This is a genomic window from Streptomyces sp. E-08, assembly GCF_049913095.1.
In the GTDB taxonomy this organism is placed as follows: domain Bacteria; phylum Actinomycetota; class Actinomycetes; order Streptomycetales; family Streptomycetaceae; genus Streptomyces.
In genome coordinates, this window is the sequence record NZ_CP183971.1 from 659421 (window position 1) to 683205 (window position 23785).

General features: G+C 74.7%; 13 protein-coding genes. 2 read left to right on the forward strand and 11 right to left on the reverse strand.

Going from position 1 to position 23785, the window contains the following annotated elements:
• Positions 1-101 precede the first annotated feature (101 nt).
• Positions 102-1124 (reverse strand): sporulation protein, encoded by a 1023-nt coding sequence (locus tag ACN9MM_RS03305; RefSeq protein ID WP_426362190.1) that lies wholly within the window; start codon positions 1122-1124, stop codon positions 102-104.
• A 242-nt stretch (positions 1125-1366) separates the two neighbouring features.
• On the opposite strand from ACN9MM_RS03305, the gene ACN9MM_RS03310 reads away from it, so the two are divergent.
• Positions 1367-2683 (forward strand): hemolysin family protein, encoded by a 1317-nt coding sequence (locus ACN9MM_RS03310; RefSeq protein WP_426362191.1) that lies wholly within the window; start codon positions 1367-1369, stop codon positions 2681-2683.
• Positions 2680-3708 carry a hemolysin family protein gene (locus tag ACN9MM_RS03315; protein ID WP_426362192.1) on the forward strand — a complete coding sequence of 343 codons (1029 nt, stop codon included), beginning with the start codon at positions 2680-2682 and terminating at the stop codon, positions 3706-3708. The genes ACN9MM_RS03310 and ACN9MM_RS03315 overlap by 4 nt, the downstream gene beginning before the upstream one ends.
• A gap of 28 nt (positions 3709-3736) precedes the next feature.
• Here ACN9MM_RS03315 and ACN9MM_RS03320 read toward each other — a convergent pair whose 3' ends face one another.
• From ACN9MM_RS03320 to ACN9MM_RS03365, 10 genes are all read right to left on the reverse strand, one after another.
• A complete protein-coding gene (locus tag ACN9MM_RS03320; RefSeq protein ID WP_426368659.1) occupies positions 3737-4525 on the reverse strand; it encodes a 4'-phosphopantetheinyl transferase family protein in 789 nt (262 codons plus the stop codon).
• 10 nt (positions 4526-4535) lie between these two features.
• Positions 4536-5825: an MFS transporter gene (locus ACN9MM_RS03325; protein WP_426362193.1), complete on the reverse strand. Its 1290-nt coding sequence runs from the start codon at positions 5823-5825 to the stop codon at positions 4536-4538.
• A gap of 69 nt (positions 5826-5894) precedes the next feature.
• Positions 5895-6248 (reverse strand): hypothetical protein, encoded by a 354-nt coding sequence (locus ACN9MM_RS03330; RefSeq protein ID WP_426362194.1) that lies wholly within the window; start codon positions 6246-6248, stop codon positions 5895-5897.
• On the reverse strand, positions 6245-7552 hold the full coding sequence (locus ACN9MM_RS03335; RefSeq protein WP_426362195.1) for a glutamate synthase-related protein: 1308 nt from the start codon (positions 7550-7552) through the stop codon (positions 6245-6247). The genes ACN9MM_RS03330 and ACN9MM_RS03335 overlap by 4 nt, the downstream gene beginning before the upstream one ends.
• Positions 7549-8553, reverse strand: coding sequence for an asparagine synthetase A (locus ACN9MM_RS03340; RefSeq protein WP_426362196.1), 1005 nt, complete (start codon positions 8551-8553; stop codon positions 7549-7551). The genes ACN9MM_RS03335 and ACN9MM_RS03340 overlap by 4 nt, the downstream gene beginning before the upstream one ends.
• 65 nt (positions 8554-8618) lie before the next feature.
• Positions 8619-9932 carry a methylaspartate mutase gene (locus ACN9MM_RS03345; protein ID WP_426362197.1) on the reverse strand — a complete coding sequence of 438 codons (1314 nt, stop codon included), beginning with the start codon at positions 9930-9932 and terminating at the stop codon, positions 8619-8621.
• On the reverse strand, positions 9929-10339 hold the full coding sequence (locus ACN9MM_RS03350; protein ID WP_382866382.1) for a cobalamin B12-binding domain-containing protein: 411 nt from the start codon (positions 10337-10339) through the stop codon (positions 9929-9931). The genes ACN9MM_RS03345 and ACN9MM_RS03350 overlap by 4 nt, the downstream gene beginning before the upstream one ends.
• Before the next feature lie 165 nt (positions 10340-10504).
• Positions 10505-10720 carry an MbtH family protein gene (locus ACN9MM_RS03355; RefSeq protein WP_426362198.1) on the reverse strand — a complete coding sequence of 72 codons (216 nt, stop codon included), beginning with the start codon at positions 10718-10720 and terminating at the stop codon, positions 10505-10507.
• Positions 10717-17865: an amino acid adenylation domain-containing protein gene (locus ACN9MM_RS03360; RefSeq protein WP_426362199.1), complete on the reverse strand. Its 7149-nt coding sequence runs from the start codon at positions 17863-17865 to the stop codon at positions 10717-10719. Before ACN9MM_RS03360 ends, ACN9MM_RS03355 begins: the two co-directional genes overlap by 4 nt.
• 330 nt (positions 17866-18195) lie before the next feature.
• A complete protein-coding gene (locus ACN9MM_RS03365; RefSeq protein ID WP_426362200.1) occupies positions 18196-23730 on the reverse strand; it encodes a condensation domain-containing protein in 5535 nt (1844 codons plus the stop codon).
• Positions 23731-23785: the final 55 nt, after the last annotated feature.

Genomic DNA, 23785 nt, shown 5'->3' on the forward strand with positions numbered 1-23785 from the left:
TACAGTGATGTAGAAGGCGCCGGAAGGGCGGGGGCGGTCGAGCCCGCGACGACGACGCGGTCGCGGGCCGGAGCGGCGTCCGGGGGGACCGGCCCGGCGGCTCAGTCCTCGTCGCCCTCGCCCTCCGGCTCGTCGTCCCCCTCGAAGAAGTCGCCCAACTCGTCGACGACTTCGGCCGCGACCATTCCGCCGACGACGCCCACGGCGAGCCCGGCCGCGCCGGCCGCGATCGCCGTACCCATGCCCGGACCCCCGAAACCGGACCCGTGACCCGACCCATGCCCCGACCCGTGGTCGGACCCGTGCCCGTGTCCGTCGCCGTGTCCGTACGAGGAGGGCGAGCCGTACGAGGCGCGCTGTTCCACGAGCCGCCGCACCCAGGAGTCGACCTCGGCGTTCCAGTCCACGTGGTCGACGCCCTGGTGGCTGACCAGGTGACGGGAGAGCTCGTCGTGGCCCTCCGCGAAGAAGCCGCCGCGCTTGTCCGCCTCCAGGACGACCTCCATCCCGGCCGGGGACGCGAGGAAGGTCACCTCGATCTCGTCGACCTGGTGCACGTACGAGGGCGCCGGCGCGATCTCGATCTCCTGGTAGAACGGCAGCCGCTGCCCCGTCCCCCCGATGCGGCCGAGTTCCAGGTCCGCGGACCTGAAGCCGAAGCCCAGCTGCCCGAGGGCTTCGAGGATCGCCTCCTGGACGGGCAGCGGCCGGACCGCGAGCGGATCGACATCGCTCGTGCCCCTCGCGCCGGCGATGCCGAGTTCGGTCCGTACTCCGAGGACGACGCCGAGACCCTGCCCGTACAGCTCGGTGATCGGCGTCTCCCAGGGCAGCTCGAAGGAGAACGGGAGACTGCGCTCCTCGCCCCCCGCGAGGCGGAAGTCGCAATCCACCACGTGCCGGTGGAAGGCCACCGAGCCCTCGGACTCGCCGTCCTCGTGCTCCGCCTCGACGCGGGCCACGAGGTCCAGGGTGAGGTGCTCGACGGTGAAGTCGGCGTCCCCGCCCTTCAGGTGGACCCGCCCGGTCAGGATGCCGCCGGGCGTCACCGCCCCGGGATCGAGCACGGTGTCCACCGACGGGCCCCCCACGCCGAGCGAGCCGAGCAGACGCTTGAACACCATCGGACGTTCACTCCTTCACATCGCTTGCGCGGCACGGCAGTTCGACTGCGCGTCCGCCGGTCATCTACGTGAGTGTAGAAGATCTTCGACCGGTCTCCGACGGGCGCATTTCGCCTCGCGATGCCTGATCACCCATCCTTTACAGTGATGTAGAAGCGGGGACTTCCCGTCACCGCCCCCCGAAGGAGCTCCTCCTTGTCCGCCAGTTCGACCCGCCCTCACGTGAAGGGGTGCGGCAGCCGATGAACGCCGCTCTCGGCCTGCTCGCCGTCCTCCTCCTGACCGCGGGCACCGGGTACTTCGTCGCCCAGGAGTTCGCCTACGTCGCCGCCGACCGCCTCGCGCTCGCCCGTGAGGCCGAGGCCGGTGACAAGCGGGCGGCCCGTGCCCTGACGGTCCTCGGACGGCTCTCGTTCATGCTCTCCGGCGCTCAGCTCGGCATCACCGTCACCGGTCTGGTCGTCGGCTTCCTCGCGGAGCCGTCCGTCTCGGCGCTCCTCGAGCCCGCACTGGAGGGGACGGGGCTCTCGGAGGGTGCCGTCTCCGCGATCTCAGTCGCCCTCGCCTTCGTCGTCGCCACCGTCCTCCAGATGGTCCTGGGCGAGCTGGCTCCGAAGAACCTGGCGCTCGCGGTGCCCGAGCGGCTCGCCAAGTCGCTGGCCCCCTCCACCCTCGTGTACCTGAAGGTCGTCGGGCCGGTCGTCCACGTCTTCGACGCGGCCGCGAACAGGCTCCTGCGCAGGGTCGGCATCGAGCCGGTCGAGGAACTGCACCACGGCGCCACGCTGGAAGAGCTCAGCCACCTCATCGGCGAGTCCCACGAGCAGGGCGAGCTGCCGCCCGACACCGCCGAGCTGCTCGACCACGCGCTGGAGTTCTCGGAGCGGACCATGGACGAGGTCATGGTGCCGCGCGCCGACGCCGTCTTCGTCCGCAAGGACGCCACGCTCACCGAGGCCGTGGAACTGATCGCGCAGCACGGCCACTCGAACTACCCGGTCCTCGGCGACCACCCCGACGACATCGCCGGTGTCCTCGGCGTGAGCGAGCTGATGCGCCTGCCCGCTGCCGCCTTCGACACGACCACCGCGGGAGCCGCCGCCCGGCGGCCGCTCCTGCTGCCCGACACCCTGCCGCTGCCGCGGGCGGTGGCGCAGATGCGGGAGCGCGACGACGAGTTCGCCGTCGTCCTGGACGAGCACGGCGGCGTCGCGGGGATCGTCACGTACGAGGACATCGCCGAGGAGCTGGTCGGCGACATCGCCGACGAGACCGACAAGGTCGTCGACCTCGCCGCCCCGGACGGCGCCGGATGGCGTGTGGACGCAGGCCGGCGCCTCGACGAGATCGAGGACGCCACCGGCATCGCGCTGCCCGAGGAGGACGACTACGACACGGTCGCCGGCCTGATCATCGACCGCCTCGGCCGGTTCCCGACGATCGGTGACCGTCTCACCGTCGACGACGTCCGCATCGAGGTCCTCAGCCTCGACCGTCACGTCCCCGAACGCGTCCGCATCGAGCGCGTCGAGTCCGGCGCCGAGGAGGCCCAGGCATGAGCTTTCCCATGGCGCTCTTCGTCACCGTGCTGCTGCTGCTCGGCAGCGGGTTCTTCGTCGCCGCCGAGTTCGCGCTCGTCGCCGCCAAGCGGCACCGCATCGAGAAGGCCGTGGCCGCCGGGCAGCGCGGCGCCGGGGCCGCGCTCGCCGGGATGCGCGAACTGTCCCTGATGCTCGCCGGTGCCCAGCTGGGCATCACCATCTGCACCCTCGGTCTCGGTTCCGTCTCCAAACCGGCGATCTCCCACGAGCTGGACCCGCTCCTGGTGAAGCTCGGTCTGCCGACGGCACTCGGTTACGGCGTCTCCTTCGCGATCGCCATGATCATCGTGGTCTTCCTGCACATGGTCGTCGGCGAGATGGCGCCCAAGTCCTGGGCCATCGCCCACCCCGAGCGCTCGGCGATGCTCCTGACCCCGTCGTTCCGTGCCGTGGTCAAGGCCGTACGGCCGCTGCTCTGGGTGCTCAACAAGGTCAGCAACGGGCTCGTACGGCTGTGCCGCGTCCAGCCCCGCGACGAGCTGGCGGCCGTCCACAACCGTGAGCAGCTGACCCACCTCGTGGCGGAGTCCGAGCGGCTCGGCCTGATCAACAGGACGGACTCGCAGCTGATCACCCGCTCCCTGACCGAGCCTCAGACGCCCGTGGCGCTGTTGCAGACCCCGGCCGCGGACATCGTCACCGTCGCCGCCGGCGCCGATCTGGACTCGCTCCTCGCCCGCGCTTCGGCCGCCGACCGCTCGCGCCTGCTCGTCCGCGACGGCGACCGCGTCCTCGGTTCGGTCCACGCCCGTGACGCCCTGGTCGCCCGCACCCGGGGCCGGGCCCTCACCGCCCGAGACCTCGCCCGCCCCGTCCCCGAGCTGGCCACCGGCACCACGGTGTCCGAGGCCGTCGAGCAGTTGCGGCGGCGCCGGGCCTCTCTCGCCGTCGTACGGGACGACCGCGGCGAGCTCACCGGCCTGGTCAGCCTCGACGACCTCCTCGTCCGGCTCATGGGGCCGCAGCCGACCGGGTCCGCGTGATCAGATCGGCGACCCCCTGGCCCGTCCCTCACCCGGATCCCCTCCGGGACCCCGGGGCCTCACCAGCCGGGGCCTCACCGTCGCGTCGTAGTGCCACGGCGGCGTGGTGGCCGTCCGGGACGGCGACATCGGCGAGCAGCCAGCCGGTGGGTGCGGCGGGGAGCGGTCCCGCGCCCACGTACTCCGCGGACGGATCGGCGCCGAGGCCGATGCCGAGCCCCTTCAGGTAGGCCTCCTTCCTCGTCCACACCCTGGCGAAGGCGGCGGGGCGGAGGGCGGGGGTGAGCGCGGCGAGTTCCGCCGCCTCGGCCGGGTGGAGGACCTCCGAGGCCTCCGTGACGGTGTGCGGCGCCGGCACCCGTTCGATGTCCACGCCGACGGGGGTGGACGCGACGGCGATCAGGCTCAGTCCCTCGCAGTGGGAGAGCGAGAAGTGCAGGCGCCCGTCGGGCAGTACGGGGCGCCCGTGCGGCTCGCCGCAGCAGGGGCACGGCGCCCGGGCCACCGACACGGCGCGGGGTGCGAGGTCCAGGTGGGCTCCGAGCAGCCGGCGCAGTCCGACGTGCGCGCACAGGTAGGTGGCACGGTCGCCGGAGCGGCGGAACTCCTCGGCGCGGGCCAGTTCGGTGGTGTCCAGGACGAGCGGCGCGTACCGGGTGACGGTGTCCTGGTGGGACTCGGTGGCCACCAGCCACAGCTGCGGTCGTACCGGGCGCAGCCCGGGCAGCCGTGGCAGGGCCGCGGTCAGGGGCGGGAGTGACGTCGGCATCAGCGGGCCGGCCGGAGGGGCCTCCGGCGGCGGGGCAAGCAGCGGAATCATGTCTGCCTCACACGGAAGTGGCGGTGGGCTCCGGTGCGGTACGGGTGCGGGCGTCGGCCCGCGGCGCGGCGGCGGTCCCGCCGCGCAGGGCGACGGCCGCGGCGACCGGGGAGAGGAGGGCGAGGCCCGCGCACAGCAGCCAGGTCCCGGTGACGCCGAGGTAGAGCGAGACGGGGCTGAACACGGCGAGGGACAGCGGCGCCGCGCCGATGCCGGAGAGCGCGAAGGTGGACATCGCGGCGCCCATCCGGCCTTCGGGGACGGCCTGTTGGTAGGCGGTGACCAGGGCGGGTCCGTTGAGGCCGGAGAGCAGGCCGACGGCGCCGGCGGTGGCGGCCAGGACGACGGGCGAGGGGACGAGTGCCATGGCGGCCATGCCGGCCGCGAGGCCGACGCCGGTCACCACGAGCTTGGTGTGCGCCGGGATGCGGTGGGCCAGGGCCGCGCCCAGGGCGGCGGACGCCAGCGCGCCGGCGCCGAAGACGGCGAGGACCATGGCGACGGCGCCGACGCCCCAGCCCTCGTCGGCGGCCCGCAGCGGCAGGGCGACCTCGGCCGGCCACAGGAACGCGAGGTCCATGCAGAAGCAGGCGACGAACATCCAGCGCAGGCGGGGGTGCGCGGCGAGGAGCCGGAAACCGTCGCCGGAGCGGCGCAGCAGGGAGGGCCCCTGGGGGGTGCGCTCGGGGCGGGACATGCCGTGGGTGACGTGGGTGGCGCAGGCCAGCCAGACGGCACAGCCGACGGCCGCGGCCGTCATGGCCACGGGGAGGCCTCCGACGACGACCAGCCAGGCCCCGAGGGGCGATCCGGCGATGGGGGCGAGGCGCAGCACCATGGAGAAGAGGGAGTTGGCGCGGCCGAGCTGGTCCTGGGGGGCGAGGCGGGGCAGCAGGACGCCGGAGGCGGGGCCGGTGAGGCCGAGCAGGACGCCGTCGACGAGGGCGACGGCGATCAGCGGCCAGAGGGTCTCGGTGGTGGCGGTGACGGCGATGCCGGCGACGAGGACGAGGACGCGGACGGAGGTCGCGCGGAGCAGGACGGCGCGGGGGCCGAGCGCGTCGGCGAGTGCTCCGCCGAAGAGGAGGAGCAGGGCGCGGGGCAGGGTGGCGGCGAGGGTGACGTACGTGACGGCTTCACGGCCGCCGAGTTGGACGGCCGTCCAGCTCATGGCGATCAGGAGGGCGAAGCTGCCCATTTGGACGGCGGCCTGGCCGATGACGAGACTGCTGACGCGGCGCCAGTCGACGGCGGGTGCTCGGCCTGCCGGTGCGCTGGTCGTGGGGGTCGTTCCCATGGGGTCGGCTTTCTGTGGTCGAGGGACGGGGGGCCAGGAGGTGGCGGGAGCGGGGGTGTCCGGTCGCGCTCAGAGGGGTGGGCGGACGTGGACCCGGACGTGGGTGGTGTCGCCCCGGAGGGTGGCGGCGACGGCCAGGGCGACGGCACGGTCGGCGGCCCGGCGCACGGCGCGGCGTCGGCGGGTGCCGGTGGCGCTGGGCCGGGAGGCGTCGTGGGCGGGGGTCCGGGGGGTGCGGAGTTCGACGCGGCCGCCGAGGTAGCCGCGGCCGGCCTCGGCGAGGGCGCGTTGTGCCGTGTGCCGGGCCGTGGTGGCGAGGCCGGTGCCGTCGAGGGAGACGGCCACGGTGATGCCGGGGGTCTCGCGTACGGAGAAACAGGCGTGGACGGCGTGGTCCGCGCCGTGCCGCCGGTGCGCGGTCACGCGCTCGCTCCCGCCGGGTCGGTGGCGCCCGGTGAGGGGACGGCCCCGGAGTCGGCGGTGTGGCCGTCGGGCCACCAGAGGTCCTCGGGGTCCAGGGCGGCGACGGAGTACTTGCCCAACGCGCTGATGAGCAGCTGGAGTTCGAGGGCGATGCTGTCGGCGAGGCGCTCCAGGCCGTGTTCGGGGTCCTCGTCGACGGCCACGAGGGCCGCTCGGCCCAGGCCGACGGCGGTGGCGCCCAGGGCGAGGGCGCGTACGGCGCGGCCGCCCTCCCACATGCCGCCGGTGGCGAGGAGGCACCCGCCGGGGCGGCCGATGCGGCGCAGGCACGTGGCGAGGGGCAGGCCGACGTGGTCGAGGAAGACGCCGGGGGCCCAGCCGGTGCCTCCCTCCGCTCCGTCGACGGTGACGGCGTCCGCGCCGGCGGACCAGGCGGTGCGGGCGGCGTGGCCGATGTCGCGGCCCGGGTGGAACTTCACCCAGGTGCGGGCCTTGGGGAAGTTGTTCCGCATGAACCGCAGCTGCTGGCGGAGGATCTCGTCGGTGAAGGTTCCGGGGGTGGCGCAGCGCAACTGGCGCTCGCCGTCCGGGTCGAGGACCTTGCGTACGGTGAAGCGGCGGGCGAGCTGCTCGGCCTCGGCGCGGTCGACGACGGTCATGCCGCCGAGGCCGGGCTTGGCGCCCTGACCGGTCTTCAGCTCGAAGGCGAGCCGTCCGGTGTCCAGGAGGGGACGGAAGGCGGGGTCGCTGTAGAGGAGGTTCCAGACCTCGGAGTCGGCGTCCTCGGTGGACTGCTGGACGACGATGCCGCCGGTCGTCGCGTCGGGTGCGGCGTCGAGGTAGGCCTCGACGCGGGTGAGGAGGGCGGAGCGGGCGGCGTCGCCGGCGCGGCGGTAGCCGTGCACGGGGATCATGTTCTCCCCGATGACCATGGGGATGCCGAGGCGGGCGGCCTGCCGGCTCGCGTGGACGGCGAGGTCGCCGCTGCCGGCCCGCGTGGAGCCGAAGGCGGACAGGTAGAGGGGCAGCCGGGAGGTGAAGCCGCCGACGCGGGCGCCGAGGTCGACGTCGGTGAACTCCGGTTCCCGGGCCAGGTCGATGAGCTTCTCCAGGCGCTGGGGCATGAAGACGGGCGGGACGATGCGGGCCCGGTCGAGGTCGTCGGCGGCGACGGCCGTGCCCGTCCCCGGTCCGTACAGCCGTGTGCCGTACGGACCGGGGTCGGGGAAGACCTCGGCGGTGCCGTTGCGGGCGCGGGCGCGGATGGCGCGCTCCGGGAATCCGGGGGCGCTGAGCGCGGTCACGGGGCCACCACCCCGGGAAGCTTCGGGTAGGCGCTGACCTGCCACAGGGCGTCGAGACCGGTGAGGAAGCGGACGAGGCGCTGGAGGCCCATGCCGAATCCGGCGCTGGCCGGCATGCCCTCGCGGGCCTCCTTGAGGTACCAGGCGTACTTGGCGGGGTTCTCGCCGCTCTCCCGCATGCGGGTGACGATGGTGGCGTAGTCGGCCTCGCGCTCGCTGCCGGAGACGAGCTCGCCGTATCCGTGCGGGGCGATCAGGTCGAAGTTGCGCAGGACGCCGGGGCGTTCGGGGTCCTCCCGGTCGTAGAAGCCGCGGGAGCCCTTGGGGTAGTCGTTGACGAAGAAGGGGCGGTCGCTCTCCAGGGAGAGGAGCCGCTCGCCGGCCCAGTCGATCTCGCCGTCGGGGTTCTGCGGGTGGCCCGCGGCGAGGAGGCTCGACACGGCGTCGTCGTGGGTGCGGACGTCGTACTTGCCGGAGCGGATGTCGGCGAAGTCGGCCTCCACGCGCCCGAGTTCGGTCAGGATCTCGGGGACGGCGGTCCAGACGTGCTCGGTGACGTGGGTGAGCAGGCCGGCGGCGACGTCCTGCGCGTCCTCGCGGCTGCCGTCGGCGATCTCCACGTCGATCTGGTGGAACTCGACGAGGTGACGGCCGGTGGTGGCGGTCTCCTCGGGCTCGACCCGCACGTTGGGGGCGATGTAGAAGAGGCGGGGGAAGCCGCGGAGGGACGCCTGCTTGTAGAGGATGGCGCTGGTCATCAGCTTGTACGGGTGGCCGTAGTAGTCGACGTCGAGGGCCTTGGCGCCACGGCCGCCGGGGTCGGTGACGGGGCCGACGAGCGGGGGCAGCAGCTCGGTGAAGCCCTCGCCGCGCAGGAACGCGCGGGCGGCGTACAGGGCCTCCTGCTGGACGAGCATGGCGGCGCGCAGCCGGGGCGAGCGGAGGTGTTCGCCCAGCGGGGGCGGTGTGGCCGGTGCGCCGGTGGGGTGGGACGTGTCCATGACGGGGCTCCAGTTCGGGTGGTCGGGGCGGGTGCGGGGCGGCGGCGGAGGCGGTGCGGGCCGGCTCAGACGGTCAGCGGGGTGGCCCGCGGGCGTCCGTGGCCGTCGTCGCTGTCGCGGTGCCGGGGGCTGTCGTAGCGGCCGGCGACGTGGTGGAGCGCGGCGAGCAGTCCCGCCGAGGTGAGGGGGGTCGCGTCGGCCGCCGTGTCCGGGCGGATCGGCATGGCTCCGGTACGGGCCCAGCGGAGGCGGCCCCCGGGGTCGACGAACCCCAGGGAGCGGCCGGCGTTGTCGGGGTGGAGGCAGAAGGGCACGTCCAGGAGGCCTCGTGCGAAGGCGGCCGGCAGGGCCCGGGACAGGTCGGGGTGGAGGCCGAGGACGGTCTCCACGAGCGTGCGGGCCTCCTGGTACACCTCGTCGTCCCCCGCGGCGGTGGTGCCGGGTGCCGGGGGTCCGGCGAGCGCGGCGGCCGCGGCGGCCGTCTCCAGGGCGCGGACGTTCTCCTCGACGGTCGGGATGCGATGGGCCTCCGCGGTGGTCTTGACGATGAGGCGGCCGGCACCGGAGCGCACGGCGAGCCGGGCGGAGGCCTCCAGGAGGCGGGTGGCGCCCTGCTCGGTGCGCGGGTAGACGCCCATGTAGGTGTAGAGGACGACGTGGTGGTCGACGTCGTCGGGCAGGAACTCGGCGGCGAGCCGGTGCAGGGCGCGCAGCGCCTCCTCGTCCTGGGCCGGGTCGGTCTGCTGCGCGTAGCTGAGCGAGACGCTGCGCAGCCCGTACTGGACGAAGAAGAGGCATTCCAGGATGCTCGTGGCCACGAGCAGGGAGGGCGGGCAGAGCTGGCCGAGGAGGCAGCCGCCGAAGCTCTCCAGATGGGGCACGGCGCCGGGGCGCGCGCCGGTGGCGAGGAGTTCGCAGGCGCGGGCCCAGCCGGTGACGGACTCCCGCAGGGGGGTGCGTCCGTAGGGCAGGCAGTAGGAGACGGGCCCGCCTTCGGTGGCGTCGAGGCCGGCCGCGGTGAGGGCCCGGACGATGGCCAGGGGGCGGGCGGACCCGTGCCGGACCTGTACGGGGAAGTCGGCGTCGAAGAGTCCGTCGAGGACGGCGCGGGTGGTGGCCGGGGAGTGCGCGGCGATCGGGTAGCCGTTGAGGCGACTTCCCTCGGCCACGGCGGCGTGGGCGGCGGCGAGGTCGCCGACGCGGGTGTAGCTGTCGACGGTCAGGGTGCCCGCGGTGTGGGCGGTGGCGGCCCTGGTCCGGGCGAGCCCGTCCCGCATGCGGCCGGGGTCGCCGAAGCCCATGCGGGGCTGGACGACGAGCCGGCCGGCGGCCGTGGACGCCGCGACGAAGGCGCCGAAGTGGGGGGCCGGGGCGGTCAAGCCGGCACCTCCCTGCGGGCGCGTGCGGCGAGGAACGCGCACAGGGCGTCCAGGTCCTCGCCGAGCACGGCGTCGCAGCCGGCCTCGGTGAGCCGTGCCACGTCCGCTTCCTGGCGGTGTCCGGCGACGCCGAGCTTGCCCCCGAGCACCACGGGGAGGCCGGCCAGGGCGGGTTCCGCGCGCAGCCGGCGGACGGCGGTGAGTCCGTCGCGGTAGCCGTGGCCGTTGACACTGCTGAGCACCACCACGTCGGGCGCGTGCCGCAGGCAGCCGTCGAGCAGCAGCTCGGCGGGGGCGCAGGGGCCGAGCCCGACGACCTCGTGGCCCTGTTCCTCGAGGAAGAGACGGAGGTACACGAGATTCCATGTGTGGGAATCCGATGCGGTTCCGCTCAGGAGTATCTTCATGTGTCGAGGATAGATTTCCGGGGATTCCGGAAGGGGAAGTACGACCGGCAGCAAGGACCGGCACTTTCAGTTCTGAATTACCCGGTTGCGGGTTGCCGGCGGGAAACGGGAAAAGCGCCGTGCCCCGCATCGGATGCGGGGCACGGCGCTCGGTTCGGGGGTGGGTCAGGCGTACTGGGCGACGAGGCCGCGCGGGCGGATGTCGGTCCAGTGGGCGGTGATGTAGTCCAGGGCTTCAGTGCGGTTTCCGGCACCCCAGACACTGGTCCAGCCCGCGGGGATCTCCGCGAAGTCGGGCCAGAGGGAGTGCTGGCCCTCGTCGTTCACGACGACGTGGAAGGTGCCCTCGGCGTTGTCGAACGGGTTGACGGACTCACTCATGACTGGCTCCTCGTTTCTTCCTTCTGGAGCGCGGAGAGTTTCTCCGCGACTATTCTTCCGATGTTCTCGAGAGGTTCCGGTTCGGCCATGTACAGATGGCCGCATTCGAGGGTGTGATTGTCGACGACTCCCTCAGTGAAGGGAATCCAGGTGGCGGCGAGGGCGCCTTCCGGTTCGCCCGGCCGGCGGGCGGTGAAGAACAGCGTGTCGGCGTCGGCGACGCCCGGCACGTGCCGCGCCATGAGGGCGGCGTGGGTCTCGGAGGCGCCCAGCACCGCCCGGAGTTCCGCGTCGGAGAATCCGGCGAGGACGGGGTCCTCGCGGCGGACGTCCTCCATCGCCGTGGCGAGCTCCACGGGATCCGTCTGGGCGGCCGTACCGGTCCGCTCCTCGGGCGGGAGGACGGAGACGCTGCCGGGTCCGGTCTGGTGGACGTCCATCAGGGCGAGGAGTTCGACCCGCTCCCCCGCCTCGCGGAGCCGTACCGCCATCGCGTGAGCGACGAGACCGCCGTACGACCAGCCGAGGAGCCTGTACGGGCCCCAGGGCTGGACCTGCCGGATCTGCTCCAGGTAGTCGTCGGCCATGTCCTCGACGCTGCGCGGCCGGTGGCCTGGCTCGCTCAGCGCGCGGGCCTGGAGGGCGTACAGCGGCTGGTCGTCGCCCAGGTGGGCGGCGAGCCCGGCGTACGCCCAGCCGACACCGGTGCCGGGGTGGACGCAGAACAGCGGGCGGCGGGTGCCGCGGGTGCTCAGCGGGAGCAGTACGCCCAGGGCGGCGGCCGCACCGTCGTCGTCGGGCGAGCCGAGCAGCCCGGCGGGGGTGGGCAGGCGGAACAGGTCGCGGACGGTGCGCTCGATGCCGAGGACCCCCCGGACGCGGTTGACCAGGCGGACACCGAGCAGCGAGTGGCCGCCGAGGGCGAAGAAGTTGTCGTCGATACCGACCCGGGGCACGTCGAGGATCTCGGCGAACAGCGCGCACAGCACCTCCTCTCGGGCGTTGCGCGGCCGCCGGCCGCCCTCCGCGGCCTCGGGGCGGTGCGGGGCGGGGAGCGCCGCGCGGTCGGGTTTGCCGTTGACGGTGAGCGGCAGGGCGTCGAGGACGACGACGGCGGACGGCACGAGGTGCTCGGGGAGCGTGGCCCGCGCGTCGGCGAGCAGTTCGGCCTCGGTGACCGCCGTGCCGGCGCGGGGGGCGACGTAGCCGACGAGGGTCTTGTCGCCGGGCCGGTCCTCGCGGACCACCACGAGGGCCTGGCCGACCGAGGGGTGCGCGGCGAGGGCCCGTTCGACCTCGCCGGGTTCGATCCGTACGCCGCGCAGCTTGATCTGGCCGTCCGCCCGTCCGAGGAACCGGAGTTCGCCGGCGGGGGTCCACAGCACGCGGTCGCCCGTACGGTACATGCGGCTTCCGTCGCCCTCGAACGGATCGGGGACGAAGCGCTCGGCGGTCAGTCCCGCCCGGCCGACATACCCGCGGGCCACGTGGGAGCCGGCGATGTACAGCTCGCCGGGCACGCCCGGCGGGACGGGCCGCAGGGCGGCGTCGAGGACGTGGCTGCGGGTGTTGTCCATCGGCCGTCCGAGGTGGAGACCGGTGCCGCGCAGGGCGCGTTCGCCGGTGCCGAACCACTGGTTGTGGGAGGCGAAGGTGGTCTCGGTGGGGCCGTAGGAGTGGACGAGGACGGTGTCCGGGCAGTGGGTGAGGACCCGTCGCACGGCGGCAGGGCTCGCGACGTCGCCGCCGGTCCACACCTCGCGCAGCTGCCGCAGGGTGTCCAGGCCTTCGTCGGCCATGACGTGGAAGAGGCCGACGGTGAAGTAGGCGCTGGTGACGCCGTGTTCGCGGACCGCGCGGGCCGTCTCGGCGAGGTCCGTGCCGTCGCCGCGGGTGAGGACGAGGCTGCCGCCGTTCAGGAGCGGCACCCAGATCTCGAAGACGGACGCGTCGAACCCGGTCGCCGAGTGGACGAGCATCCGGCACGGTCCGCCGGAGCGGACGTCACGGTCGGCGGCGAGCTCCAGCACGTTGCGGTGGGTGACGCCGACGCCCTTCGGCCGGCCCGTCGACCCGGACGTGAACATCACGTACATCAGGTCGTCCCCGGTGGCGCCGGTGTCCTCGCCGAGAGGCTCACCGGTACCGGGCGCGTCTACGTCCAGCACCGTCGGGACGGCTCCCCCGGCGCGCGCGGCGTGGTCGGCGTCGGTCGCCACGAGCCGCACGCCCGCGTCCTCCAGCATCAGGCGGAGTCTGGATTCCGGCAGGCTCGGGTCCAGGGGCAGGTAGGCGGCGCCGCACTTGAGGACCGCGAGGGCCGTCACGACCAGCGGCACACCGCGTTCGAGGAGGACGCCGACGGTGTCGCCGCGGCGCACCCCGGCGGTGCGGAGGCGGCCGGCCAGCGCTGCGGCTCGGGCGTCGAGCGCTCCGTGGCCGACGGTCTCCCCGTCGGTGATCAGCGCGGGTGCGCCGGGGGTGCGCGCGGCGCGGCGGGCGAGCAGCTCGTGGATCGTCCGCGGGCCGGCGGGGGCCGCGGTGGCCGTGTCGTTGTAGTCGGTGACCAGCCGGAACCGGTCGGCGGCGGTGAGCAGGTCGACGTCCCCGATCCGTACGCCCGGGTCGGCCGCGGCGGCCCGCAGGGTCCGCTCCAGGTGGTCGGCGATCAGGGTCGCGGTGGGGGCGTCGAACAGGTCCGTGGCGTACTCCAGGCCGCCGGCCAGACCTGCGGGCCGCCCTTCCGCGTCCCGCCGCTCGTCCAGGGCGAAGGTCAGGTCGAACTTGGTGGAGACGGTGTCGAGGAGTGCCGGTCCTCCCTCCTGGAAGAGGCTCTTCGCCGCGGACGCGCCGGGGGCGCCGCTCGTGTAGTCGTGGTGGAGCTGGACGACGATCTGCGCCAGCGGGTGGTGGGCGGTGGTGCGCGCCGGGTTGAGGTGCTCGACGACCCGGTCGAAGGGGAGTTCCTGGTGGCCGTAGGCGGCGAGGTCGGTCCGCCGGACCCGTTCGAGGAGTTCGGTGAAGGTGGGGTCGCCGGAGGTGTCGGTGCGCAGCACCAGGGTGTTGACGAAGAAGCCCACCAGGTCGCCGAGCGACTCGTCGTCGCGTCCGGCGGTCATGGTGGCGAGCGGCAGGTCGGTGCCCGCGCCGTGCCGGGTGAGGACGGCGGCCAGGGCGGCCTGGAGGACCATGAACAGGGTGGCGCCGCTGCGCCGGGCGACGGCTTCGAGGGCCTGGTGGGTGGCGGCGTCGACGGTGACGGGGGCGCGTCCGCCGCGGTGGGTGGCCTCGGCGGGGCGGGGACGGGCGGAGGGGAGTTCGAGGACGGCGGGGGCGCCGGCGAGGGTCTGCTCCCAGAAGTCCAGGTGGGCCGCGGCGGCCGGACCGTCGATCAGGTCGCGCTGCCAGAGGGTGTAGTCGGCGTACTGGACGGGCAGCGGCGTCCAGCTGGGGTCACGGCCCTCGACGCGGGCCCGGTAGGCGGTCCCGAAGTCGGCGAGGAGGGGTCCGGTGGACCAGCCGTCGGCGGCGATGTGGTGCACGAGCAGGACCAGGACCTGTCCACCGCCGTCCTCGGGGGTGACGAGCGTGGCCCGCAGGGGTGTCTCCCCGGCCAGGTCGAAGACGTGGCCCGCGGCTTCGGCGACGGCGGCCGGGAGCCGGCCGGCGGGGACGGAGCGCACGTCGAGCGGGGGACGGACGGCCGCGAGGATCTCCTGGTGGGGTTCGCCGTCGACGGTCCGGTAGCGGGTGCGGAGCACCTCGTGCCGCTCGGAGAGGTCGGTGAGGGCCTCGGCGAGGGCTCCGGCGTCGAGGGGTTCCGCCGGCCTGAGGACGAGGGGGATGTTGTAGGAGGCGCTGGGGCCTTCGAGGGTGTCGATGAACCACAGCCTGCGCTGGGCGTACGACAGGGGGACGCGCGCGGACCGGTCGGTGCGCGGGACGGGACGGGGGCGGGCGGGCTGCGGCACGGCGGGCTCGCCGTCCGTCTCCGGAGCGGTGGACCGGTCGGCGATGCGGCGGGCGAGGGCGTCGGGGGTGGGGGCCAGGAGCAGGTCGCGGACCTGGACGTCGGCACCGAGTCGGGCGCGGATCCGGTTGGCGAGGCGGACGCCGCTCATGGAGTGGCCGCCGATGGTGAAGAAGCCCTCGTGGGGGCCGACCTGGTCGAGGCCGAGGACCTCGGCGAACAGTTCCCGCAGGGTGTCGGTGTGCGCGGCGGGCGGCTCGGTGGTGCTACGTGCGGTGGCCTCGGCGGCGGTCTCTGCGGAGCGCGCGGCGGCGCGGGCGCGCCGCTCGTCCAGGGCCCGGCGGGTGCCGGGGTCGACGAGGGCGGTGTCCTGGACCGGCGCCCCTCTGTGGTCGGCGGCGGCGAGCAGGGCGCGCTCCAGGGCGGTGAGCAGGATGCGGGCGGTGTCCTCGTCGAGGACGTCGCGGGCGTACTCCAGGCCGATCCGGAGTCCGGCGGGGGCGCCGTCGGCGTCCCGGAGTTCCTCGAAGGCGGCCGTGAGGTCGAACTTGGTGGTGCCGGGTCCTTCGCCGGCGAAGCGGCCCTCGATGGCGCCGAGGCGGAAGGGTCCGGCGTCGGGGCCGGTGGTCCGCAGGGTCAGCATCACCTGGAACAGCGGGTGGACGCCGGGCGTGCGGGGCGGGTTGAGGTGCTCCACGAGGAGGTCGAAGGGGAGCCGCTGGTGGGCGAAGGCGGCGAGGTCGGTGTCCCTGACCCGGTCCAGCAGGTCGGTGAAGGCGGGATCGCCGGAGGTGTCGGTGGGCAGCACCAGCGTGTTGACGAAGAAACCGACCAGCTCGTCGAGGGCCTCGTCGTCGCGTCCGGCGACGGGGGTGCCGAGGACGGTGCGCTCCCCCGCGCCGGACGCCCGCAGGGCGAGCGCGAGCGCGGCCTGCGCCACCATGAGCAGGCTGGCGTCGTGGTCCTCGGCGAGCCGGACGAGCCGCGCGTGGACGCCGGCACCGAGGGCGGTGGTCACGAGGCCGCCGTCGTGGGCGCGGACGGCGGGCCGCGGACGGTCCAGGGGCAGGTCGGTCGCGGCGGGCAGGCCGTCCAGGGCCGCGCTCCAGTGGGCGAGGCCCCCGGCGACGACGGATTCGGGGTCGTCGGCGTCGCCGAGGAGGTCGTTCTGCCAGAGGGTGTAGTCGGCGTACTGGACGGGCAGCGGCTCCCGTTCGGGGGCGCGGCCAGCGGCGCGCGCGGCGTACGCGTGGGCCAGGTCGGTCATCAGCGGTTCGAGGGACCAGCCGTCGCCCGCGACGTGGTGGAGCAGGACGGCCAGGGTGGCGCCCGCGCCGTCGTCCGGCAGGAACAGGGCGACGCGCAGCGGGAGTTCGCGGGACAGGTCGAAGGTCTCCGCCGTGAACCGGGCGACCCGCTCGGCGCGTTCCTCCGCCGGGCACTCGACGGTGCGCAGCCGGATCGCGGCGGGGGCGAGGACGTGCTGGTACGGCTCGTCGTCGGGGGCCGGGAACACGGTGCGCAGCACCTCGTGCCGTTCGGCGACGTCGGTGACCGCGGCGGCGAGCGCGGCCCGGTCGGGGGCCGTCTCCAGTTCGAGGACGATCGGCATGTTGTAGGCGGCGGACGGTCCGTCCAGTTGGCCGACCAGCCACAGCCGGCGCTGGGCGTGGGAGAGCGGGACGCGGTCCTCGGCGGGCGGCGGTTCCTCGTCGACGACGGGCAGGCGCGGGTCGGCCGTGCGCAACGCCTTCCGGTTGATCTTGCCGGAGCTGGTACGGGGCAGGGCGACGACGATCGAGACGGCGGGCACGGCGGCGGCGGGCATGCGCGCGCGGACCCAGTCGCGCAGCTCCTCCGTGCCCGTTCCGCCCTCGGTCACCACGAAGGCGACGAGGCGCTTGACGCCGTCGCCGTCCTGCTGGGCGACGACGGCGGCCTCCCGGACCCCGGGGTGACCGGCGAGGACGGAGTCGACGGCGGCCGGGTCGATGCGCTGGCCGCCGATCTTCACCTCGTCGTCGAGACGGCCGTGGTAGAGGATCTGCCGGTCCTCGCCGACGGTGACGAGGTCGCCCGTGCGGTAGGCGCGTTCGCCGTCGAGCTCGGTGAAGCGGCGGGCGTTGAGTTCCGGCCGGTGGAGGTAGCCGCGGGTCAGGCCGCCGCCGAGCAGCCACAGTTCGCCGTCGACGACGGCGGCGCGGACGCCGGGCAGCGGCCGGCCGATGGGGATGGGCCCGTCCTCGTGGCGGCTGAGATCGGCCATGGTCGCCACGACGGTCGTCTCGGTGGGGCCGTAGCCGTTCAGGAGCCTGACCCGGTCGCCGACGAGGCCCCGCCACTGGGCGACGCGCTCAGGCAGGGCGGCCTCACCGTAGATCATCACGGTGCGCAGGCCGTCGGGGAGGACCACGGAACCGGTGGTGAGGACGTAGACGAGCTCGTGCCAGTAGGCGGCGGGCAGGTCCAGGTAGGTGACGCCGTGCCGGGCACAGCCCGCGAGGAGCTCGGCCACGTCGAGCATGTCGTCGGTGCGCAGGACGAGGGTGCCGCCGGCGCCGAGCGTCGTGAAGATCTCCTGGATGCTCGCGTCGAAGTGGAGCGGACTGAACTGGAGGACCACGTCGTCGGCCCCGATGCCGTACGCGGGGGTCGCACCCGCGATGAAGTGGGCGAGGGAGTCGTGGGCGACGACCACACCGTTGGGGGTGCCGGTGGACCCGGACGTGTAGATGACGTACGCCGCGCCTTCCCCGGCGCCCGGGCCGCCGAGCACGAGCTCGCCGTGCCGGGCCACCTCGGCGGGGGCCGGCGCCAGGTCCCCGCAGGCGTCCTTGAGGATCGCCTCGTTGCGGGCGTCGGGCGCCTGGACGTCCAGGGGCAGGTACGCGGCGCCGGTGCCGAGGACGGCGAGGAGACCGACGATCGCGTCGATCCCGCGCGGCCGGTGGAGCGCGACGAGCCGGCCCGGCCCCGCGCCCTGCGCGGCGAGCTCCCGGGCCCGGTCCCGCACGGCGTCGGCGAGCTCGGCGTAGGTCAGACGGGCGTCGGCGTGGACCAGGGCGGGGGCGTCGGGGCGGGTACGCGTCTGGTGGGCGATCAGGTCGAGCACGGGCGGCGCGGGGGCGGGAGAGGGTCCGCCGTCGAGCAGGTCTTCCGTTCTGCTGGGGGGCATGCTGAGTTCCTCCGGTAAAGGGCCGAGAGACCGGGGCGGTTCCTCTCGCCTCCGTGCCCTTCACGCTAGGCGCGGGGGGTCGTGGGCCTGGGCAGTCGGCCCGGCAGCTGGGGCCGGCCCGGCACCGGAACCGGCAGCCCGGCCGCGCGGAGCTGCCGGTCGCCCCTGCCGGACGGGCTCGGCGCCCACGGGCGCGGGCCCGCGCCCTTCTGGCCCGCGCCTCGCGCCGGGCGGTGCCCGTCGCTCCCCCCGTGTGGGCAATCGTCCCTCCCGCAGACTCCGTTCGGGGGTACCCCCAGCGCGCGGCGGGGCGCAGCCCGCGACCGGGGCTCAGTTGGGTTGGCGGGTGCCTGCCGCTGTGCGGCGGCGCAGGGTGGGGGTCGGGGGGCGGGGGGTCCGCGGAGTCGTCGGGTCCGCGCCGGACTCGGCCAGGCGCCGGGCCAGCGCCGCAGCCGTCGGGTTGCGGAAGACGTCCCGCAAGGTCAGGTCCTGGCCGAACTCGGCGCGGATCCGGTTGAGCAGCCTGACCGCGAGCAGCGAATGCCCGCCCGACTTGAAGAAGTTGTCGTCCCGGCCGATCGCGCGGCCGCCGAGGACGTCCCGGAAGACCCCGAGGAGGCGTTCCTCCCGGACGTCGGGGCCGGTCGTCGCGCCGGGGGCCTCCGCCTCGGCGGGGGCGTCCTCGCCGGGCGCGGGCAGCCGGTGCACGGGGACGACGCGCGCGGGGGCCAGGTACTCGGGGAGCCGCTCCGCGGCCCAGCCGCGCAGGGCCGCCCCGTCGGCTCCGCCGGGCAGACGGGTGACGTAGGCGTACAGCCGGTCGTCGCGGACGACGACGGCCGCTCCGGTCACGTCGGGGTGCCGGCCCAGGACGTCCTCGACGTGGCCGGGCTCCACGGGGTAGCCGCCCACGGTGAGCGTGGCGACGGGCCGCAGCCGTCCGTCGGCGTCGGCGAAGGCCCGGCGGCCGGTGGCGCGCAGGCCGCCGCCGGGCGTCCGCTCGTGGACCTCGCCGGGGACGCGCACCGGCGCGGGGCGTCCCCGCTCGTCCAGGACGACGTCCCGCCCGGCGGGGGCCGCCGGGCCGGACGGCATGGCGGAGAGAGGGACGCCGGGATCGGCGGCGAACGCACCGAGCGTGTCGGTGAGCCGCCGGGCCAGGAGGGCGGCGGTGTCCGCGTCGTAGAGCGCGGTGGCGTATTCCAGGGCGCCCCGCAGACCGGCCGGTGCGCCGTCGGCGTCGACCAGCTCGGTCAGCGCGAAGGTGAGGTCGGACTTGGCGCCCGCCGTGCTGAAGCCGACCTGTTCGCCGTCCAGGACCGACGGGGACGCGCTCGCGCCGGCCGCCGCGTGCACCTGGAGCATCACCTGGACGAGCGGGGCGTGGGCGGCGGAGCGGTGCGGGCTGAGGTGTTCGACGAGCCGGTCGAAGGGGAGGTCCTGGTGGCTGTACGCGGCGAGTCCGGACTCGCGGACCCGGCGGACCAGCTCGGTGGCGTCGGGGTCGCCGGAGGTGTCGGTGCGCAGCACCAGCGTGTTGACGAAGAAGCCGACGAGCGGGTGCAGGGAGTCGTCCGCGCGGCCGGCGACGGTGGTGCCGATCGCGAGGTCGGTGCCCGCGCCGTGCCGGGTGAGGAGGGCCGCGAGGGCGGCCTGCACGACCATGAAGAGGGTGGCGCCGCTGCTGCGGGCGACGCGGAGCAGGGCCCGGTGGGTGGCGGCGTCGACGTCGAAGGCGGTGAGGGCGCCGGCTCCGTCGCTCACGGCGGGGCGCGGCCGGTCGGTGGGCAGGGCGAGGAGCGGCGGCAGCCCGTCGAGAGTGGCCCGCCAGTGGGCCAGTTGCTCGCCCGCGACGCCGTGTTCGCCGTCGAGGAGCTGGTGCTGCCAGAGGGTGTAGTCGGTGTACTGGACGGGCAGCGGCTCCCACTCCGGCGCACGGCCCTCGGCGCGGGCGCGGTAGGCGGTGTCCAGGTCTGCGAGCAGGCAGCCCGTCGACCAGCCGTCGCCGGCGATGTGGTGGACGAGGAGCACCATGATCTGGCCGCCGTCGCCGTCCGTCACGAGCCGCGCCCGGAAGGGGATCTCGTCGGCCAGGTCGAAGACGTACCCGGCGGCCGCGTCGACGGCCGCGCGCACCTCGTCCGGGCCGTCGGCGCCGACCTCGTCGAGGACGGGTGCCACGCCGGTCAGCACGTGCTGGTACGGCTCGCCGTCCGCCGTCCGGCAGACGGTGCGCAGCACCTCGTGCCGGTCGGCGACGTCCGCCAGGGCGGCGGCCAGGACGGCCGGTTCGACGGGGCGGTGCAGCCGGGTGACGACGGGGATGTTGTAGGTGGCGCCGGGTCCTTCCAGCCGGTCGAGGAACCAGAGCCGGAGCTGTGCGGCGGACAGGGGGACGCGGGCGGGGCGCAGCGCGTCGGGCACGGGCCGCAGCGGGGGCCTGGCCGGTCCGTCGCCGCGCTCGCCGAGGCGGCGGAGCAGCTGCCGGGGCGTGGGGGCGAGGAAGACGTCACGGATCGCGGCCTGGAGTCCGAGCGCTCCCCGGACGCGGTTGGTGAGCTTGCCCGCGAGGAGCGAGTGTCCGCCGAGTTTGAAGAAGTTGTCCTCCGGCAGCACCTCTTCCCGGTCGAGGATCTCCGCGAACAGGCCGCGGATGATCTCCTCGCGGGGGTCCGTCACGGTACGCGTCCCCGTCCCGCGGCCGTCCGCCGCGTCGGCGCGCTTCCGCTCCGCGTGGGCGCGGTCCCGGGCCGCCGCGAGAGCGTCGTGCCGTCGGTCGAGCCCTCGGCGCTCCTCCTCGGTGAGCAGGTCGACACCGCTCAGGGCCGTGTCTCCGGCCCGCTCGGCGAAGACCGCCAGGGCGCGCCGGAACAGGGCGAGCAGGAGCCGCGCGGTGTCCTCGTCGTAGAGATCCGTCGCGTACTGGAGGCCGAGGAGCACTCCCCCGGGTTCGCCGCCGGTGTCGTGCGTCTCGACGCAGTGGAAGGAGAGGTCGAACTTGGCTCCGGCGAGGTCGGCGCCGTCCGTCACGCCGGTGATGCCGCCGAGGCGGACGGCCTTGTCCTGCGCGGACCGGGCGGTCTGGGCGCTGACCATCACCTGGAAGAAGGGGTGTCTGCCGAGGGAGCGTTCCGGGTTGAGGGCCTCGACCAGGAGGTCGAACGGCAGGTCGTCGTGGGCGAAGGCCGCCAGGTCCCCGTCCCGCACACGGCGTACGAGTTCGTCGAGGGTGGGGTCGCCGGACAGGTCGGTGCGCAGGGCCAGGGTGTTGACGAAGAACCCGACGAGCTCGTGGAGGTCCTCCTCGGGCCGGCCGGCCACCGCGGTGCCGACGACCATGTCCTCGCCCGCGCCGGCCGCCCGCAGGGCGAGGGCCAGGGCGGCGCGGACGACCATGAAGAACGTGACCCGGCGGCTGCGGGCGACACCGGCCAGTGCCTGGTGGGCGAGGGCGTCGAGCTCGGCCGTCACCACGGCTCCCCGGCCGCTGGGTTCGGTGAGACGGGGTCGGTCGGCGGGCAGCCGGGTCTCGGCCGGGATCCCGTCGAGGGCCTTGCGCCAGTAGGCCGTCTGGGTCTCGCGGATGCCGTGTTCGCCGTCGAGGAGCTCGCGCTGCCAGAGGGTGTAGTCGCTGTACTGGACGGGCAGCGGCTCCCACTCCGGCGCACGGCCCCCGGCGCGGGCGCGGTAGGCGCGGTCCAGGTCGGCGAGCAGGGAGCCCACCGACCAGCCGTCCGTGGCGATGTGGTGCACCGAAAGGACGAGGACCGCCGTCCCGTCGGCGACCTTGAACAGTCTCACACGCAGGGGCAGTTCGCGGGTCACGTCCAGGGAGATCCTCGCGAACTCGGTCGCCCGCGCCTGTGCGTCCCCGGGCGTGGCGCACTCCTCGACCTCGACCTCGACGCGCGCCTCCGGGGCGTCGACGACACGCTGGTACGGCTCCCCTTCTCGTACGGGGTGGACCGTCCGCAAGACCTCGTGACGGCCCATCACGTGCCGTACGGCCGCCTCCAGGACGGCCGCGTCGGGCTGGGCCTCCAGGCGGAGCACCATGGGGGCGTTGTAGGCCGGGGAGGAGCCTTCGAGGCGGTTGAGGAACCACAGCCGGCGCTGGGCGTACGAGAGGGGGAGCGGGTCGGGGCGGTGCTCGCCCGGCACCGGCCGCAGGGCCGGGCGGCGGGGCCCGTCGCCGCGCTCGCCGAGGCGGCGGAGCAGCTGCCGGGGCGTGGGGGCGAGGAAGACGTCACGGATCGCGGCCTGGAGTCCGAGCGCTCCCCGGATGCGGTTGGTGAGCTTGCCCGCGAGGAGGGAGTGTCCGCCGAGCTTGAAGAAGTTGTCGCCGGGGCGTACGTCGTCCCGGTCCAGGATCTCCGCGAACAGGCCGTTCAGGATCTCCTCGCGGGGGTCCGTCGCGGTGCGGGCCGTGGTCCGCCCGTCCTCGTGCGCCTCCTGCCGGGTGGCGTTGCGGGTCCGTGCCACCGCGGCGAGGGCCTCGTGACGGCGGTCGAGGGCCTCCCGCTCGCCGGGCGTGAGGAGCTCGACCCGGCTGAGAAGAGTGCTGTCCGGCTCCTCGGCGAAGGCCGTCAGCGCGCGCCGGAACAGCGTGAGCAGGAGCCGGGCGGTGTCCTCGTCGTACAGATCCGTCGCGTACTGGAGTCCGAGGAGCACTCCGCCGGGCTCGCCGTCCGCGCCGAGCGTCTCCTGGCAGTGGAAGCTCAGGTCGAACTTGGCCGTGGCCAGGTCCGCGTCGTCGAGGACGGCGGTGACGAGGCCGAGCCGGACCGTGTCGTCCTCCTGGCCTGCCCGGGCGCTCAGCATGACCTGGAAGAACGGGTGGCGGCCGAGGGAGCGTTCGGGGTTGAGGTCCTCGACCAGGAGGTCGAAGGGCAGGTCCTCGTGGGCGAAGGCGACGAGGTCCGCCTCGCGGACGCGGTCCACGAGCGCGCCGAGGGCGGGGTCCCCGGAGAGGTCCGTGCGCAGGGCCAGGGTGTTCACGAAGAACCCGACGAGCTCGTGCAGGTCCTCCTCGGGCCGGCCCGCGACCGGCGTGCCGACCACGACGTCGTCGCCCGCGCCCGCCGCCCGCAGGGCGGCGGCCAGGGCGGCGCGGGCCACCATGAAGAACGTTCCTCGCCGGGCGCGTGCGAGGGCGGCGAGCGCCCGGTGCGTTCCGGCGCCGAGGTCCGCGGAGACCACGGCGCCCCGGTGACCGGGCTCGGTGGGCCGGGGCCGGTCGGCCGGCAGACGCGTCTCTGCCGGGATGCCGTCCAGGGCCTTGCGCCAGTGGGTGAGCTGCTCGTACGCGGTGCTCTCGGGGTCCTCGGGGTCTCCGAGCATGTCCCGCTGCCACAGCGCGTAGTCGGCGTACTGGACGGGCAGCGGCTCCCAGCCGGGGGCGCGGCCGTCGGTGCGGGCGCGGTAGGCGGTGTCGAGGTCGGCGAGCAGGCAGCCCACCGACCAGCCGTCCGTGGCGATGTGGTGCACGAGGAGCACCAGGACGGCCGTTCCGTCCGCGACCTGGAACAGTCGCACCTGGAGGGGGAGTTCGCGCGTGATGTCCACGGGGAGCCGGGCGAAGGCCGTCGCCCGGGCCGCCACGTCCCCGCCCGCGGCGCACTCCTCCACCTCGAAGCGCACGTCGGCGTCGTCCAGGACGTCCTGATACGGCTCCTCGTCGCGGGCCGGGTACACGGTCCGGAGCACCTCGTGACGCTCCACCACGTCCCGTACGGCCGCTTCGAGGGCCACCGGGTCGGGCATCGATCCCAGCCGGAGCACCACGGGGGCGTTGTAGGCCGGGGAGGAACCCTCCAGCCGGTTCAGGAACCACAGTCGGCGCTGGGCGTAGGACAGGGGGATCACGGTTGCTGCTCCTCGTGAATGGCGGGGGCGGACGGGTGGGGCGACGACGGGGACG